Annotated in this window: 18 protein-coding genes; 8 read left to right on the top strand and 10 right to left on the bottom strand. The window is 62.1% G+C overall.

Translation table 11 applies throughout. The features are described 5' to 3' along the window. Positions 1-45 precede the first annotated feature (45 nt). The 7 genes from ASC86_RS10665 to ASC86_RS10635 all read left to right on the top strand — a co-directional run bounded on the left by ASC86_RS10665 (position 46) and on the right by ASC86_RS10635 (position 6030). Positions 46-1269 (top strand): NnrS family protein, encoded by a 1224-nt coding sequence (locus ASC86_RS10665; protein ID WP_056320321.1) that lies wholly within the window; start codon positions 46-48, stop codon positions 1267-1269. A 167-nt stretch (positions 1270-1436) separates the two neighbouring features. Next, the gene (gene napE, locus ASC86_RS10660; RefSeq protein ID WP_056320490.1) at positions 1437-1622 is read left to right on the top strand and encodes a periplasmic nitrate reductase, NapE protein; all 186 of its coding nucleotides are present in this window, start codon (positions 1437-1439) and stop codon (positions 1620-1622) included. Positions 1623-1626: 4 nt separating this feature from the next. Next, positions 1627-2118: a ferredoxin-type protein NapF gene (gene napF / locus ASC86_RS10655; protein WP_056320318.1), complete on the top strand. Its 492-nt coding sequence runs from the start codon at positions 1627-1629 to the stop codon at positions 2116-2118. Next, entirely contained in the window at positions 2111-2383 is a 273-nt protein-coding gene (locus tag ASC86_RS10650) for a chaperone NapD (protein WP_056320314.1), read from the top strand. The genes napF and ASC86_RS10650 overlap by 8 nt, the downstream gene beginning before the upstream one ends. After that, positions 2358-4862 (top strand): periplasmic nitrate reductase subunit alpha, encoded by a 2505-nt coding sequence (gene napA / locus ASC86_RS10645; RefSeq protein WP_056320313.1) that lies wholly within the window; start codon positions 2358-2360, stop codon positions 4860-4862. The genes ASC86_RS10650 and napA overlap by 26 nt, the downstream gene beginning before the upstream one ends. Then, positions 4832-5326: a nitrate reductase cytochrome c-type subunit gene (locus ASC86_RS10640; protein ID WP_056320310.1), complete on the top strand. Its 495-nt coding sequence runs from the start codon at positions 4832-4834 to the stop codon at positions 5324-5326. The genes napA and ASC86_RS10640 overlap by 31 nt, the downstream gene beginning before the upstream one ends. Next, positions 5326-6030 carry a NapC/NirT family cytochrome c gene (locus ASC86_RS10635; RefSeq protein ID WP_082510064.1) on the top strand — a complete coding sequence of 235 codons (705 nt, stop codon included), beginning with the start codon at positions 5326-5328 and terminating at the stop codon, positions 6028-6030. The genes ASC86_RS10640 and ASC86_RS10635 overlap by 1 nt, the downstream gene beginning before the upstream one ends. A 5-nt stretch (positions 6031-6035) precedes the next feature. On the opposite strand, the gene ASC86_RS10630 is transcribed toward ASC86_RS10635, so the two are convergent. Genes ASC86_RS10630 through ASC86_RS10615 form a run of 4 tightly spaced genes read right to left on the bottom strand, consistent with a single transcriptional unit; the run spans position 6036 to position 8469 of the window. Further along, a complete protein-coding gene (locus ASC86_RS10630) occupies positions 6036-6323 on the bottom strand; it encodes a metal-sulfur cluster assembly factor (protein ID WP_056320303.1) in 288 nt (95 codons plus the stop codon). After that, on the bottom strand, positions 6320-6832 hold the full coding sequence (locus ASC86_RS10625; RefSeq protein WP_056320300.1) for a DUF2249 domain-containing protein: 513 nt from the start codon (positions 6830-6832) through the stop codon (positions 6320-6322). Before ASC86_RS10625 ends, ASC86_RS10630 begins: the two co-directional genes overlap by 4 nt. A 12-nt stretch (positions 6833-6844) precedes the next feature. Then, complete coding sequence (locus ASC86_RS10620; RefSeq protein WP_056320297.1) at positions 6845-8185, bottom strand: hypothetical protein; 1341 nt, start codon at positions 8183-8185, stop codon at positions 6845-6847. A 17-nt stretch (positions 8186-8202) separates the two neighbouring features. Then, positions 8203-8469, bottom strand: coding sequence for a DUF2249 domain-containing protein (locus ASC86_RS10615; RefSeq protein WP_056320293.1), 267 nt, complete (start codon positions 8467-8469; stop codon positions 8203-8205). 156 nt (positions 8470-8625) lie between these two features. Between ASC86_RS10615 and hemN the strand changes: the two genes are divergently transcribed. After that, positions 8626-9975 (top strand): oxygen-independent coproporphyrinogen III oxidase, encoded by a 1350-nt coding sequence (gene hemN / locus ASC86_RS10610; protein WP_056320291.1) that lies wholly within the window; start codon positions 8626-8628, stop codon positions 9973-9975. A 74-nt stretch (positions 9976-10049) separates the two neighbouring features. On the opposite strand, the gene ASC86_RS10605 is transcribed toward hemN, so the two are convergent. The 6 genes from ASC86_RS10605 to ASC86_RS10580 all read right to left on the bottom strand — a co-directional run bounded on the left by ASC86_RS10605 (position 10050) and on the right by ASC86_RS10580 (position 15620). Next, positions 10050-11945, bottom strand: a complete 1896-nt coding sequence (locus ASC86_RS10605) for a VWA domain-containing protein (protein ID WP_056320288.1) — start codon at positions 11943-11945, stop codon at positions 10050-10052. Positions 11946-11952: 7 nt separating this feature from the next. Beyond that, positions 11953-12759: a CbbQ/NirQ/NorQ/GpvN family protein gene (locus tag ASC86_RS10600; protein ID WP_244477593.1), complete on the bottom strand. Its 807-nt coding sequence runs from the start codon at positions 12757-12759 to the stop codon at positions 11953-11955. A gap of 59 nt (positions 12760-12818) precedes the next feature. Continuing rightward, complete coding sequence (locus tag ASC86_RS10595; RefSeq protein WP_056320283.1) at positions 12819-14162, bottom strand: cbb3-type cytochrome c oxidase subunit I; 1344 nt, start codon at positions 14160-14162, stop codon at positions 12819-12821. A gap of 22 nt (positions 14163-14184) precedes the next feature. Next, the gene (locus ASC86_RS10590; protein WP_056320280.1) at positions 14185-14637 is read right to left on the bottom strand and encodes a cytochrome c; all 453 of its coding nucleotides are present in this window, start codon (positions 14635-14637) and stop codon (positions 14185-14187) included. A gap of 142 nt (positions 14638-14779) precedes the next feature. Continuing rightward, positions 14780-15070 carry a cytochrome C oxidase subunit IV family protein gene (locus tag ASC86_RS10585; RefSeq protein WP_056320277.1) on the bottom strand — a complete coding sequence of 97 codons (291 nt, stop codon included), beginning with the start codon at positions 15068-15070 and terminating at the stop codon, positions 14780-14782. A gap of 4 nt (positions 15071-15074) precedes the next feature. Beyond that, the gene (locus ASC86_RS10580; protein ID WP_056320274.1) at positions 15075-15620 is read right to left on the bottom strand and encodes a cytochrome c oxidase subunit 3; all 546 of its coding nucleotides are present in this window, start codon (positions 15618-15620) and stop codon (positions 15075-15077) included. Positions 15621-15712: the final 92 nt, after the last annotated feature.

Here is a 15712-nt window from a genome sequence, read left to right as displayed (position 1 = left end):
GGGGATTTCCTTGTCCATTCTGTTCTCCATGAATGGAGACGAGATATGAGCAACACCGATCCTGTCACCGCGTCACGGCGTGCCGCCGTTCCGAGGGGACTTTCGACCACAGGCCCGGTCCTGTTTTCCTACGGGTTCAGGCCGTTTTTCCTCGGCGCCGCGGTCTGGGCCTGCTGCACCATGGTTCTCTGGATCATGGCGCTGACGGGACGGATCGATCTCGCCGGAGACTACGGCGCTCCAGCATGGCACGCGCATGAGATGCTGTTCGGCTTCGCCAGCGCGGTTCTTGCCGGTTTCCTACTGACCGCCGTGCCGAACTGGACGGGACGATTGCCGGTCTCCGGCCGGCCGCTGGTTTTCCTGTTTTCACTCTGGGCCATGGGTCGCATCGCCATGCTGGTTCCCGATCTGCTGGGAAGCGCCGTTTCGGCCGCGGCTGACGCCGTGTTCCTGCCGACGCTGCTGTTCATCTGCGTACGCGAGGTCATTGCCGGGAAAAAATGGGCGGACCTGAAGGTGATTGCCGGGCTCGGCGTCCTGTCGCTCGCCAATATCTGCTTTCACGTCGAGACGATCGTGAAGGGCGCGCCGGAGATCAGCCCGCGATTTGCCGTGGCGGCCTATATCGGCATGGTGATCGTCGTCGGCGGCCGGATTCTCCCGAGCTTCACGCGGAACTGGCTTGCAAAGCGCGGCTCCGTCGGTTTCCCGGCGCCCTATGGCGGATTCGATACGGCAACGATCCTTGTCTCCGTCGCCGCGTTGCTGGGCTGGGCGCTTCACCCGGAAGGATCGGTCATTGCGCTGATGGCCGGTTTTGCAGCCGTGCTACAGGCAATCCGGCTTTATCGCTGGCGCGGCTGGGCGACCGTGGCCGAACCGCTCGTTGCGATCCTGCATGTGGCCTATCTTTTCGTTCCCCTGGGCTTCCTGGCGATGACGCTTTCGGCGCTCGGCCTGATGGAAGGCCCGGCTGCCATGCATGTGCTGACGATCGGCACCGTCACGACGATGATGCTCGCCGTCATGACCCGCGCCACCCGCGGGCATACCGGCCGCGTGCTGCATGCATCCGCTATGACCAGTCTTTCCTATCTCGCGATCCTCGTCTGCGCGCTGGTGCGGCCGCTCACGGCGGTTTTTCCGGACGGTGCAAGCACGCTTTATGCAATCGCGGGATCGGCCTGGCTGATGGCCTTCATCCTCTACCTTTGGGAATACACTCCCATGCTGGTTAAAAAACGGCGACAGATGATCACTCAATAAGACATCGCTCAATAAGAAGAATTTCCCATTCATCTTTTGCTGCGATGCCATAATATTTGCAGGATAGACAAAAGCGGAATTTATCCTACAGTAAATTATTGACTCGATCTCTTTGATACAACCTCGGGGAGGATGTTGTTTTGGAGGCGACCCGATCGGACGACGTCATGAGTTTCCGCGCCAAGCGCCGGAAAGAATTGCTCACCTTTGCCGTTCTGGCTTTCGGCATCTGGCCGGTTGTCGCTGTCGGCGTGGTCGGCGGCTATGGCTTCCTCGTGTGGATGTACCAGATCGTCTACGGCCCGCCGGGCCCACACGATGTCGTCCCCGCGCCACCCGGCTCTGCGGAGTGAACGGATGGCGTCCCCTGCACCGACAAGGCGAGCATTTCTGAGCGGCCGGCTGGCTGAAACCGCCGCCGTCTATCCCCCCGGCGTAACAGCGCAATCGATCCAGAACTGTTCCGGCTGCGGAGCCTGCGTGGAACTCTGTCCCAGCGATATCATCGTGCTGCAGTCGGGAAGAGCGACCGTCGATTTCAGTCGCGGCGAATGCACCTTCTGCGGCCGTTGCGCGGAACGATGTCCCGAGGCGGTTTTTCCGCCCCGCTTCGCAACCCGATTTTCCCATCACGCCGTCATCGAAGACGGCTGTCTCGCCGTCAATTACGTCGACTGTCAGGCCTGTCGGGATAGCTGTCCGACCGAGGCTATCCGCTTCAAGCCGCGGCTGGGCGGACCGTTCGTCCCTGCCCTCGACGCCGATGCCTGTACGGGCTGCGGCGCCTGTCTCTCGGTCTGTCCCACCAATTCCATTTCGATGCGCTCACTGGAGGTCGTCCATGGCTGACCACATATCGAGCGCTGTCGTCGTGACGCGGCCGGAGCTGACGGAGAGCGTCTCCGCGAGGCTCGCCACTCTGGAGGGCGTCGAGGTTTACGCGGCCAAGCCCGGCAAGATCGTCATCGTCATCGAGGGGCCGCATTCGGGGGCGCTCGGCGAAACGCTCATCGGCATTTCCGCGATGGACGGCGTGCTCGCCGCCCACATGGTTTTCGAACAGGTCTTGCAGAAAGAGGAGATGAGGGATGACGAGCGAACTGACGCGGCGTGATCTCCTGAAGGCGCAAGCCGCGGCCATCGCGGCCTCGACTGCGGGTATCGCCCTGCCGGCTGCGGCCCAATCCGTGCCGGGAGGGGTCGAGGCGCTGGAAATCAAATGGTCGAAGGCGCCCTGTCGCTTCTGCGGCACCGGCTGCGGCGTGATGGTCGGCGTCAAGGACAACTATGTCGTCGCCACCCATGGCGACATGGAGGCGGAGGTCAATCGCGGCCTCAACTGCGTCAAAGGCTATTTCCTCTCCAAGATCATGTATGGAAAGGACCGTCTGACGACGCCGCTGCTGCGCAAGCGCGGCGGCGCCTATGCCAAGGACGGCGAATTCGAACCCGTCACCTGGGAAGAGGCCTTCGACGTCATGGCCGCGCAGGCCAAACGGGTGCTGAAGGAAAAAGGCCCGACCGCCGTCGGCATGTTCGGCTCCGGCCAATGGACGATTTTCGAAGGCTATGCCGCGACCAAGCTGATGCGCGCCGGCTTCCGCTCCAACAATCTCGATCCCAATGCGCGCCATTGTATGGCGTCCGCCGCCGTCGCCTTCATGCGCACCTTCGGCATGGACGAGCCGATGGGCTGTTATGACGATTTCGAGAATGCCGATGCCTTCGTGCTCTGGGGCTCGAACATGGCCGAGATGCACCCGATCCTCTGGACGCGGGTGGCCGACCGGCGGCTGGGACATAAGGATGTAAAGGTGGCGGTGCTTTCCACCTTCACCCATCGCAGCATGGACCTTGCCGACATCCCGCTGATCTTCAAGCCGGGAACGGATCTGGCGATCCTCAACTACATCGCCAACCACATCATCAAGACCGGCCGGGTGAACCAGGATTTCATCGACAAGCACACGAAATTCATGAAGGGCACCACGGATATCGGCTACGGCTTGCGCCCCGACAACCCGCTGGAGCTGAAGGCAAAGGGCGTCGCCGATGCCGCCAAGATGGACCCGATCGACTTCGAGGCCTTCAAGCAGATCATTTCGGAATACACGCTGGAAAAGACCGCCGAATTGACGGGTTGCGACAGCGCCTTTCTGGAACAGCTCGCCGAGCTTTATGCCGATCCCAAGATCAAGGTCATGTCGCTCTGGACCATGGGGTTCAACCAGCATGTCCGCGGCGTCTGGGCCAACCAGATGGTCTACAACCTGCATCTGCTGACCGGCAAAATCTCAGAGCCGGGAAACAGCCCCTTCTCGCTGACCGGCCAGCCCTCTGCCTGCGGAACGGCACGTGAAGTCGGAACCTTCGCCCACCGCCTGCCCGCCGACATGGTCGTTACCAACGAAGAACACCGCAAGCATGCGGAAGAACTCTGGAAGCTGCCGGCCGGGCTATTGCCAGACAAGGTCGGCTATCACGCCGTGCAGCAGGACAGGATGCTGCATGACGGCAAGCTGAATTTCTATTGGGTGCAGGTCAACAACAACGTTCAGGCGGCCCCCAATACCAGCAACGAGACCTATAAGGGCTATCGCAACCCAGACAATTTCATCGTCGTTTCCGATGCCTATCCGACGGTGACGGCAATGAGCGCCGACCTCATCCTGCCCGCCGCCATGTGGGTCGAGAAGGAAGGCGCCTACGGCAATGCCGAACGGCGCACCCATGTCTGGCACCAGCTGGTGAATGCGCCCGGCGATGCCCGCTCCGACCTCTGGCAGCTGGTGGAATTCTCCAAACGCTTCACCACCGACGAGGTCTGGCCCGCCGATATCCTCGACAAGAACCCGGACTACAAGGGAAAGACCCTTTACGAGGTGCTGTTCCAGAACGGTCAGGTCGACAAATTCCCCCTGACGGAGGTTACCGACGAATACGAAAACCGGGAGGCCAAGGCCTTCGGCTTCTATCTGCAGAAAGGACTGTTCGAGGAATATGCCAGTTTCGGCCGGGGCCACGGCCATGATCTGGCGCCCTACGACACCTATCATCAGGTTCGCGGGCTTCGCTGGCCCGTCGTCGATGGCAAGGAAACGCGCTGGCGATACCGCGAGGGCTACGACCCCTATGTGAAACCCGGCGAAGGGCTCAAATTCTACGGCCAGCCGGACGGCCGCGCCGTCATTCTCGGCGTGCCCTATGAGCCGCCGGCGGAATCCCCCGACGAGGAATTCAATTTCTGGCTCGTCACCGGCCGCGTGCTCGAACACTGGCATTCGGGCTCGATGACGATGCGGGTCCCCGAACTCTACAAGGCCTTTCCCGGCGCCCGCTGTTTCATGAACGGCGATGATGCCCGCAAGATGGGCATCAATCAGGGCGCGGAAATCCGCATCCAGTCGCGGCGCGGGGAAATCATCAGCCGTGTCGATACGCGCGGCCGAAACCGCATGCCCCATGGCGTGATCTTCGTCCCGTGGTTCGATGCCAGCCAGTTGATCAACAAGGTCACGCTCGACGCCACAGATCCCATCTCCAAGCAGACGGATTTCAAAAAATGCGCAGTCAAGATTCTTCCCGTCGCCTGATCAAAAGGCGAACCTGGGCGATCACGGCCGTCGCCCTCTGTCTCTTCACCGGCGGCTTCACCCTGGCGCAGGTCGTGCCGCCGCTGACCGGCAATCAGGACCCGATGCAAAGTCAGGACGCCAAGCCCCTGCCGAAATGGGTCGTCGACGACATCCGCAAGATGCGCAACTACCCGGACCAGCCGCCGGTCATTCCACATTCGGTCGACGGCTACCAGTTGTCGGTCAATACCAACCGCTGTCTCTCCTGCCATAAGCGCGAGTTGACCGAGGGTTCGGGCGCGCCGATGATCAGCGTGACCCATTACATGAACCGCGAAGGCCAGATGCTGGCCGATGTCTCGCCGCGCCGCTATTTCTGCACCGCCTGTCATGTGCCGCAGGCCGATGTGAAGCCGCTGGTGCCGAATGCCTTCAAGGACATGAGCGAACTTGGGTTCCAGCCGGCGGGTTCCGAGCAATGATTGCGCGCGTGAAAGCCATCCTTTTGTGGATATGGGCGCTGCTCAGCACGCCGGCCGCCACGCTCAGCCTCGGCTTTCTGACGCTCGGCGGCTTCGTCGGCGGCGTGATGTTCTGGGGCGCGTTCAATACGGCGCTGGAAGTCACCAACACGGAAAAATTCTGCACCGGCTGCCATGAAATGAAGGACAACGTCTATGAAGAGCTGACGCGGACGGTGCATTTTTCCAACCGGTCGGGCGTGCGCGCCAGTTGCCCGGATTGCCACGTTCCCCACCAGTGGACCGACAAGATCGCCCGCAAGATGCAGGCCTCCAAGGAAGTCTGGGGCAAGATTTTCGGTACCATCAACACGCGGGAAAAATTCCTCGAGCATCGACTGGAACTTGCCCAGCATGAATGGGCGCGCCTGAAGGCCAATGACAGCCTGGAATGCCGCAATTGCCACTCGATGGCGGCGATGGACCTGACGAAGCAGACGGAACGGGCGGCCGAAATCCATACGCGCTATCTTCTCTCCCGAAAGGCGACCTGCATCGACTGTCACAAGGGCATCGCCCATGAGCTGCCGAACATGGAGGGTGTCGATCCCGGCTGGAAGGTTCCGGCCGAACTCATCGGCAAGACCGCCTATCATCAGTGGCACGACAGCGCGAAACTGACGGCCTATCTCGACGGGACGATATCAGCCTATAGCAACGACTGATCGGCTCAGGCCCGCATCATCGCCGGCGACCACGGCGGATCGTAGGTCAGTTCGACCTCCACGCTCGGTGCCAAGCCTTCCGAGAGCGCCCGCTCCCGGACGGCATCGACGAGGAAACCCGCAGCCGGGCAGCCGCGCGTCGTCGTGGTCATGCGGATGAGCAGGCGATCCGCCTCCACCAGCTCCGCCGAATAGATCAGGCCGATCTCGACCACGCTGCGACCGATCTCGGGGTCGATGACATCGCGGAGTGCTGCCGTTATCCGATCCGAAAGCACATTGAGGGCGATCATGGCTTTGCCTCGCCGCGGCGGATCATCATGCGGAAGGCCGTGCCGGTCTTGTCGTGATTGCCGACCCATTGGTGGCCGCGCTTCACCAGCTCCGGAAACAGAAAGACCGGCTCGCGGCCAAGAACGGCAAAGAGCACGCTTCCTGGCGGCATCGTCTCCAGCGTCTGCAATATCTTCACCATCGGCTGCGGCGGGTCGAGGTCGGTCAGATCGAGTTCGATGCTCGGCTCGGCCCAATGATCGGCATCCCCGGCATCGCCCGATGTCAGCACCTCGGCGTTCTTCGGAAAGAAGCGCACCTCGTAGTCGCCGCCGGCCAGTTCCGTAAGTTCATAGAGATAGCCCTTGCGTTCCATCACCGAAAACAGCGGCTGTGGCTTGAAGGGTGCCAGCAGCCGCAAGCCCTCCTTCGGTCCGAGCCGGTCGACCGTGGTCATGATTTCGACGAAGGGCTCCACACCGGCTTCCAAAAGCGGGCGGACATCCAGTTCCTTATATGCGAGACTCATCGGCTCACTCCTTCAGATCGGATTGGCGTATAAAAGATGCGGGCGAACGGCGCCCTGCGGCAGCCCGGCGGGCGCGTAGCGAAGGCGGCGGGCGCGGAGGAATTCGACGGCAAGGCCCGCCACGGCGGCAAGCTCCGTGAAGGCGGCGAGCCGGAAGAGCATATCCGCGCTCAGGAGCAGCGCGACAACACCCATCGAAACACCCAGATGATAGAGAACGAACCAGAGGCGGCCACGGCTCTCTTTGACCAGATCCTGCACGCGCGGCACCGGCGCGCGTCCCATCACCGGCCCATAGGCCTCAAGCCAGGTCAGGAACGGCACGATCTTGTAGAGCTGCGCAAGCCCGAGCCCCGAGAGCCAGCCCATCGCCAGCGCATAGATCGCCGCGGGGCCGAGAGACAGCCTATCCGGTGCGATCTGATCGAGCGCAAACATCGCGAAGGCGACGACGAGATAGGCGAGCGCCGCAAGACCCGCTACCGTATTGAGTTCCAGTATCTTGCGGCGGCGCGCGCGCACCATTCGGGTGATATCGACGAGATAGACGATGAGCGCTATGCCGAAGAGCAGGATCGCGACCGGCGCCGCCAGCCCGACGACGCTCGGATGGACAAAGGCGAGCAGCAACCCGACCCAGAGGACAAGGAGCGCCGGAACCACGCTGGACACCAGCCGCCGTGTCGAAAAGCCGGTTTCCGGCGCCAGCATGAACATCGAAAACAACCGGTAGCTGACGCCGACCGCCGTGATGCTCATCCAGCCGGCCGTGCCCGACAGCGCATGCACCGGCAAGCCCCTTGCCAGGAGGTCAGCGCCCCAGTCGAGGTCGATCATACCGCTCAAGACGCCGGTGAAGGCAGCACCGAGCGCAATCGTCACAAGAAGCGCGGCAAGGCCGATCAGCACCAGCCGGCCGGAATGATCCATGACCGGCTGCGACAGGATCGTCGCGGCGAAGGAAAGCGCAAGGGCGATGAAGCCCGTCGCAAGACAGGCCGCAGCCGTCGGCATGATCGCAAGATCGAAATCGAGCCAGCCGCCCAGCGAGAGAAAACCGGTGAGCAGCGCCGAGAGTCCACAGATCAGCAGAATTAAGGCGGGGGCAGCGAGGCCGGCGAAGCGTGGCTTGGCGGCGGCGAGCACCGGCACGAACTGCAACAGCGCGCCGCAGAACAACAGCCCCAGCCAGCCGATGGCCAGCAGGTGGACGATGACGAGCGTGTCCGGCGCCCCCGCATCATCCGCGGGAAAGCCGAACCCCGCGCCCATCGCCGCCAGCCCCATCAGCAGGCAGATCAGCGAGACCGCGAAATAGGACATCGTCCAGCGGGAAAGGGGAGCACCGGGCATCGATCGCCTCCTTGAGCTTAGTGGCCGCAGCAGCACTCGCAGCCACTGCTTTCGGCGCGGGTGATCTGCACCTTCCAGACCTCCGGCCCCTGTTCGAGATATTCCCAACCGAATTCATCGGGGAAACGGGTCGAAATCTGGTAGTGCAGCGGGCGAGGATCGTGATCGCTGACGACGTGCATCGCATCGCCGGGCGTCAGCGTGGCAAGCATGCCGAAGATGGAGGGATGGCGCTGCGGCGGTGGTATCCTGCGCACGTCGATTTCGGGAATGGGGTCTGACATATCGGCTCCGGAAACGGTTGGTGGAAACCGCAGACTAGGAGCCATCGCACCGGCCGACATTGCGCGAGAACAAACTTCCCGCATTATTGATCGAAGACAAAGAGGCGCGTGCGGCGATGTCCTAGAAACTCGGCCATAGACCGAAGAGGACATTCCATGACCGACGACATCATTGCGAAATATGGCGACGCCCGGCTGCCGCGCTATACCAGCTATCCGACCGCGCCGAAGTTTTCGAGCGACATCGGCGCGCTGGATTATGCCGGCTGGATCAAGGGCATCGGCGCGGGCACGACCTCGCTTTACCTGCACATCCCCTTCTGTCGATCCATGTGCTGGTATTGCGGCTGCCACACCACCATCACCGAAAAGGATCAGCCGATCCTCGACTATCTCGACATCCTGAAACGCGAAATCGAGATGGTTTCCACCCATGCCGACAATGCCCTCGATGTCAGGGAAATCCATTTCGGCGGCGGCACGCCGACGATCATCGAGCCCAGCGAATTCGTCGGGCTCATGGCGCTGTTGCGGCAGAGCTACCGGGTTCACGTCAGCGCGAATGTTTCCGTCGAGATCGATCCCCGCACCCTGACGATGGAAATGGCGGCAGCACTCGGCGAAGGCGGCGTCACCAGGGCAAGCCTCGGGGTGCAGAGCTTCGACCCCGTCGTGCAGAAGGCGATCAACCGCATCCAGTCCGAGGAAACCACGGCCGCAACCGTCGAGGCCCTGCGCCGCAACGGCATCGGCGGCATCAATTTCGACCTGATCTACGGCCTACCGCACCAGACCGTCGCCTCCTGCCGCGAAACCGTAGAGGCCGCAATCGCCATGCGCCCGGATCGCTTTGCCGTGTTCGGCTACGCCCATATTCCGAGCTTCAAGAAGCATCAGCGCCTCATCGACGAAAACGTGCTGCCCGATGCGCAGGCCCGCCACGAACAGGCCGAGGCGATTGCGGAAGCTCTCGTTGCCGCCGGCTATCGCCGCATCGGCCTCGATCACTTCGCCTTGCCCGAGGACGAACTGGCGATTGCGGCGGCAAACGGCCAGCTGCGGCGGAATTTCCAGGGCTACACCACGGACAATTGCGATGCGCTGCTCGGCTTCGGCGCCTCTTCCATCGGCCGCGTCGCGGATGGTTACGTGCAGAACGAAGTGCCGCCCGGCTCCTATGCCCGCAAGGTTTCCTTGGGAGAGCTGCCGACGGCGAAGGGTTACAGGCTGACGCGCGAAGATCGGCTGCGCGCCCATGTGATCGAGCGGCTGATGTGCGACTTCGCCGCCGATATCCCGGCAATTGCCGCCGCCCATGGCTTCTCACCGGACGTGCTGCTTGGGCCGAACCAGCGCCTGCGGGACATGGCCGAGGATGGTCTGATCTCGCTCGAAGACGGCCTCATCCGTCTCGACGGTGCCTATCGTTTCCTCGTTCGCACGGTTGCCGCCACCTTCGACAGCTATCTCGCCGACAGCCAGCGTACCTTCAGCAAGGCGGCCTGAGCTGGCTCACACAATAAAAGAGGGCTCGAAGGTCCGCCGCCTTCGAGCCCTCTTCCCGCACGCCGCCTCCCCGGTCAGCGTGTCAGCCCGCGATAGATCGCCGGCAGCGCTTGCGGCAGCTTGCCGATATCGCCGACGATGGCAAAGCCGTTGCGGCCGAACATCGACGGCAGGTAACTGCGCGCATCCTTGTCGACGGTCACGGCAAAAACCGACGTGCCCTGCCGCCGCGCCTCGAAAACCGCCTTGCGCGAATCCTCAAGGGCAAAGCGGCCCTCGTAATGATCGATGTCGTTCGGCTTTCCGTCCGTCAGGATGAGCAGCAGCTTGCGGCGATTGGGCTGTTTTGCCAGTTCCGCCGAAGCATGCCGGATGGCCGCGCCGATCCGGGTGTAATAGCCGGGTTTCAGCCCGTCGATGCGGCGCTGGACATCAGGACCGAACGCCTCACCAAACGCCTTCACCGTTTCGATCCGCACCCAGGAGCGGCGGCGGGAGGTGAAGGTGAGGATCGAGTGGTTGGTGCCGCAGGCGGCAAGCCCATGGGCAAGCACGGTCAGCGCATCCTTCTCGACATCGAGCACACGCCTGTTGTCGAACCAGGCGTCGGTGGAAAGCGAGACGTCTGCGAGGATCGTCACGGCAAGATCGTGGCCCTGCGGCCGCGACAAAAGATGGATGCGATCCGTCCCCTCCCCGCCGGCGGCCAGATCCGCGCGCATGCGCACCACCGCATCGAGATCAAGTTCGGCGCCATCGAGCTGCGATTTCAGCACCTCGTTTCTCGGCCGCAGGATTTCGAACTGGCGGCGCACCTTGCGCACCAGCACCTTCATGTCCTCCGTGGGTTTTGCACCCTCGGCATCTCCGGTCGCCGTTGCTGCCACCACTTTGCAGTAAGACGGCATGTAGTCCGCCTTGCGATAATTCCATTCCGGGTAGGAGATCTCCGCCTCGATGGCATTGGGATCGACAGCCTCCGGCGGCAGATCGAGATCGAAGCGGAATTTCGAGGAGGGACGTTCCTTGCGGCGGCCAAGGGTGATTTCGTCGAGGTCGCGAGCGGCATCGCCGGCATCGTTCTCCTTGCCGTCGGTCGGCCGGTCGACATTGACCATCTCCGCCATAGCGAGGATTTTTTCGAAGCGGTTGAGAATGAAGGGGCTACGGTCTGCGTGTTTTCGCGTGGTTTCGCGATCGGCGCGGAAATGCCCCTGCCCATTGAGCGGGCTTCCGGTTCCCCTGTTGTCCTCATCCTCAGCAAGCGACGGGGCGGTTTCCTCGCGGCGCTCGAAAAGTGGCCAGACCGGCACCGCCATCATCCGTTGATACCCGGCCGGCGCCTGTTGCGGGAAGATCGCTGGCGGATGTTCTTCCGGCAGGCCGGCACCCGCCCGCAATAGGCCGATCACCCGGTTTTCGACCAGTTGCTCCACGGCCGGGAGAACGCCACGCCGTCGCTCCGAGACCAGCGCCGTGCACAAAGCGACATAGGTTTTGGCAAGGCCGGGAAAGCAGGACAGCACCCGCTGGACATTGGCCTTCGCCATGCCGATCGCTTCAAGGTCGGCCTTCAGCGGATCGGCCGAGGCCGGTGTGCAAAGCCGCATCTGCGCCATATAGGCTGCAAGCCAGATATAGAGGCCGCGATTGAGCCCGGCATCGGCAAAGAGATCGATGGCGGGCGGCAGCATGACGACACCGATATCCCGCGCCGCCAGCGCTATCTTCTCCTCTCCGAGGCCGACAAGCTGTCGCAGGCGAAGCCGGTGCGAACTCGTGCGGGCATGCGCCGGCCCGAGCTGCGCCGTCACCTCGCCGCCGAAGCCGCGAAAGCAGGTCGCAAGGATCGGCTTCACCGCCTCGAAGGTGACGGCATGCTCGGGATAACGCGGCATGCTTGCTGTCGAGCCGACCAGACGATGCCAGAATTTGCCGACGGTTTCTTCCAGTTCCAGGAACTCGAACATGGCAGCCTCAGGCGACCACGCCGTTTGCGACTTCAATCAGGGCGGCCTTCACATCCGGGTCGTCGCTCAAGGGTTCGATGATGGCGACCCGCACGGCTTCCCGCGCGCTGAGGCCGGAATCGATGAGTGCCGCGCAATAGACGAGCAGCCGCGTCGACACACCCTCCTCGATATCCTGACCTTTCAGGCGACGCAGGCGGTTTGCGAGTTCCACCAGCGGCGCGACACGCGCTTCGTCGAGGCCGCTTTCGATGGAGACAACGACGATTTCATGCGCCTTGGGCAGGAAATCAAATTCGATCGAGACAAAACGTTGCTTGGTCGAAGGCTTGAGCGCCTTCAAGAGGTTCTGGTAGCCGGGATTATAGGAGACCACCAGCATGAAGCCGGGCGGTGCGGCCAGCTGCTCGCCGGTGCGCTCCAGAGGCAGGATGCGTCGGTCATCCGTCAGCGGGTGCAACACGACGGCGACATCCTTGCGCGCCTCGACCACCTCGTCGAGATAGCAGACGCCCCCTTCCCGCACCGCCTTGGTCAGCGGACCATCGACCCAGACGGTATCGCCGCCCTTCAGCAGGTAGCGGCCGGTCAGGTCGGCAGCGGCGAGATCGTCATGGCAGGAGACCGTCGAGAGCGGCAGGCCGAGACGCGCCGCCATATGGCTGACGAAGCGGGTCTTGCCGCAGCCGGTCGGCCCCTTCAGCAACAACGGCAGCTGCCGCGTCCAGGCGATTTCGAACAGCGTGCATTCGTTGCTGCTCGGAACATAGGGCAGGATTTCCGCGTGGGCACGCTCGCAGGCCGTGGAAAGCATATTCATCGATATCTCCTGAAGAAAAAGCGGCCCCGCCGTCCCTCGGCGGGGCCAAAGGGTCACTCGGCCGCCTGCAGGGAACCGGTCGTCGCGACACGTTCCTTGCCCGGCACGAAGATCGCCCAGATGAACATGACGGCAGAGATCAGCACGAAGACACCCGAGCCGAGACGTATCCAGTAGAACAGCGCCAGCTGGTCCTGAACGTCCATGTAGCTTTCACCCAGCACCCGCTGCAGATGAACCTGCAGCACGCCGGCAAAGGTCAGCGCGAAGGTCATGACCGACATCGCCGTGCACATGATCCAGAAGCTGGCGATCGAAAGCCACTGGTTATAGGGCGCGCGGCCGCGGATCTCCGGCACGGCATAGGCCATGGCCGCGAGGTTGAGCATCACATAGGCGCCGAAGAAGGCGAGATGGCCGTGGGCGGCGGTAACCTGGGTGCCGTGGGTATAATAATTCACCGACGACAGCGTGTGCAGGAAGCCCCAGACGCCAGCTCCGAAGAAGGCCATGACCGAGCAGCCTATCGACCAGAGGATCGCGGCACGGTTCGGATGCCGGCGGCCGGCCTTCCAGGTCATGACGAAGGTGAAGACGACCATGGTGAAGAAGGGTGCAACTTCCAGCGTCGAGAAGATCGAGCCGATCCACTGCCAGTAGCCCGGCGCGCCAATCCAGTAGAAGTGATGGCCGGTCCCGAGGATGCCGGAAAACAGCGCCAGACCAACGATGACATAGAGCCATTTCTCGACGACTTCGCGGTCGATACCGTTGAGCTTGATCATCAGGAAGGCGAGTACCGATGCCATGATCAGCTCCCACACACCCTCGACCCAGAGATGGACGACATACCACCAGTACATCTTGTCCAAGGCCAGATTGGCAGGATTGTAGAAGGCGAACAGGAAGAAGATCGCCACGCCCCAGAGACCGAAGATCAGGATATTGGTGACGACCGTCTTGCGCCCCTTCAGCACCGTCAGCGTGATGTTGAACAGGAAGATCAGCGCGACAACGACGATACCCACCTTGATGGCGAAGGGTTGCTCCAGAAACTCGCGCCCCTCATGGATATGGAAGAGATAGCCGACGACGGCGATGGCCGCCGCAACGAGGAACAGCCAGAACTGGAAGATGGCGAGCTTCGTGCTGTAAAGCTCCGTCTCCGCCTCTTCCGGCAAGAGGTAATAGGTCGTGCCCATGAAACCCATCAGCAGCCATACGATCAGCGCGTTGGTGTGGATCATGCGGACGATGTTGAAGGGCAGGAGTTCGGAAAGCGTGTTTGGCAGCACATAGATCGTGCCGGCCAGCACACCGAACAGCACCTGGGCGATGAACAGGCCGAGCGCGCCGTAGAAATACAGCATCGCGACCTTCTGGGTTTGGTATTTCATGATCGTTCTCCTTTCCTGAAGGTCAGCCGGCATCGTTCGGCGGCCAATTCTGGGTCTTGATCTTGCTGGCCCAGCGCAGGAACTCGGAGAGGTCGTTGAGTTGCTGATCGGTCAGGTGGAATTGCGGCATCTGCCGGCGACCCTCGATGCCGGACGGCTGTGCGGCCATCCAGGCCTTGAAGGTTTCGCGGGTGCTTTCGACATCTTCGTCGCCGCCCATGCGCGTCCAGACATTGCCGAGTTCGGGCGCGAAATAGGCGCCCTCGCCCAGCAGGGTGTGGCAGTTGATGCAAGCGTTCTGTTCCCAGACGTGCTTTCCGCGCGCGACCGCGTCGGTGAGCGTGCTTTCGTCCGTGGAGGTGGTGCGCATGTAATAATGGCTATGCGCGGTGAGCGCGACGAAGATCGCGAAGAAGAACGCGGACCCGCCGTAAAAGACGTTCCGCGCTCCTGTTTTGGTGAGATGTTCTGACATTCGCTGTCCCTCTGGCCCCTCGGGATCGGATTGAGCGGGCGATGCGATCGATCGCCTCCGTCACAGGAGATGCGGGAAAGACGCCGATCCTTCTTTGCGAAAAGGCAAACAAATCGGCGACGGGCCTCGGGGCGGAGAATTTTTAGCCGGCGATGCCGAATGTCGCGAGCGCCGTGCGGGCTGCCGCGACGATGACAAAGAAGGCCGGCCAGGCCAGAAGCGCGATGGCGAGACGCGGGCGAACACCGCGCAAGCCCATGAAATCAAGCACGATCCATCGGGATTTCACGACCGCAAGCAAAAGGATGATCGCAAAAGCCACGAAGGGCACGGCCTCGTGTTTCCATTGCGCCGCGACAAGCCCCGAAACGATCGCCACCAGAATGACGCCGATGGCGCGGCCCAGGAGCCAGATGTCCTTGTCGTATGCCATTGTTTCACCCGAGATAGATGATGGGAAAGACGACCAGCCAGACAATGTCGATGACGTGCCAGAGGGTCGCAACCATCGCCACGTTCGACCTTTCCGCCCGTCGCGCCACCAGCAGCATGACAAAGCCGAGAAAGATCACATGGGCGAGATGAAAGCCGGTGATGATGAAATAAAGCTCGAAAAACGAATTGAACGTGGCATCGCCCGCGAAACGGATTTCCCCCGCATATTCGACGAGCTTGATTGCGACGAAGGCAAAACCCAGGCAAGCCGCCGCGATAAGGGCAACCCTGCGTCCCCGAACCGACGCGGCGCGATCCGCCTCCGCCGCCAACCAGCCGCTGACGATCAGAACCACGGTGTTGATGCTGGCGAGCCGGCCGTTCAGATGCAGCTTGGCGATGGAATAGCTTTCCGGATGCAGGAAGGACATGACCAGGAATGCCCCGATCAGCATCCCGAAAGCGATCAGCTCGCTCCAGACCAGAATCCACAGGATAAGATCGCCGTCCGATCGCTCGTCGGCGCCACTCTCCACGATAGCCGTCATAACGCAGTTTCCTTTTCCCCCTTCCTATTCCGAATGGCGGTGCGGCTTCTTTGCTCCAGCGCAAGGACAGTGCATGCCGATCGGAAGAGAAG

It is taken from the genome of Rhizobium sp. Root1212 (assembly GCF_001424985.1).
Lineage (GTDB): Bacteria > Pseudomonadota > Alphaproteobacteria > Rhizobiales > Rhizobiaceae > Pararhizobium.
This window is presented reverse-complemented; position numbering and strand designations above follow the sequence as displayed.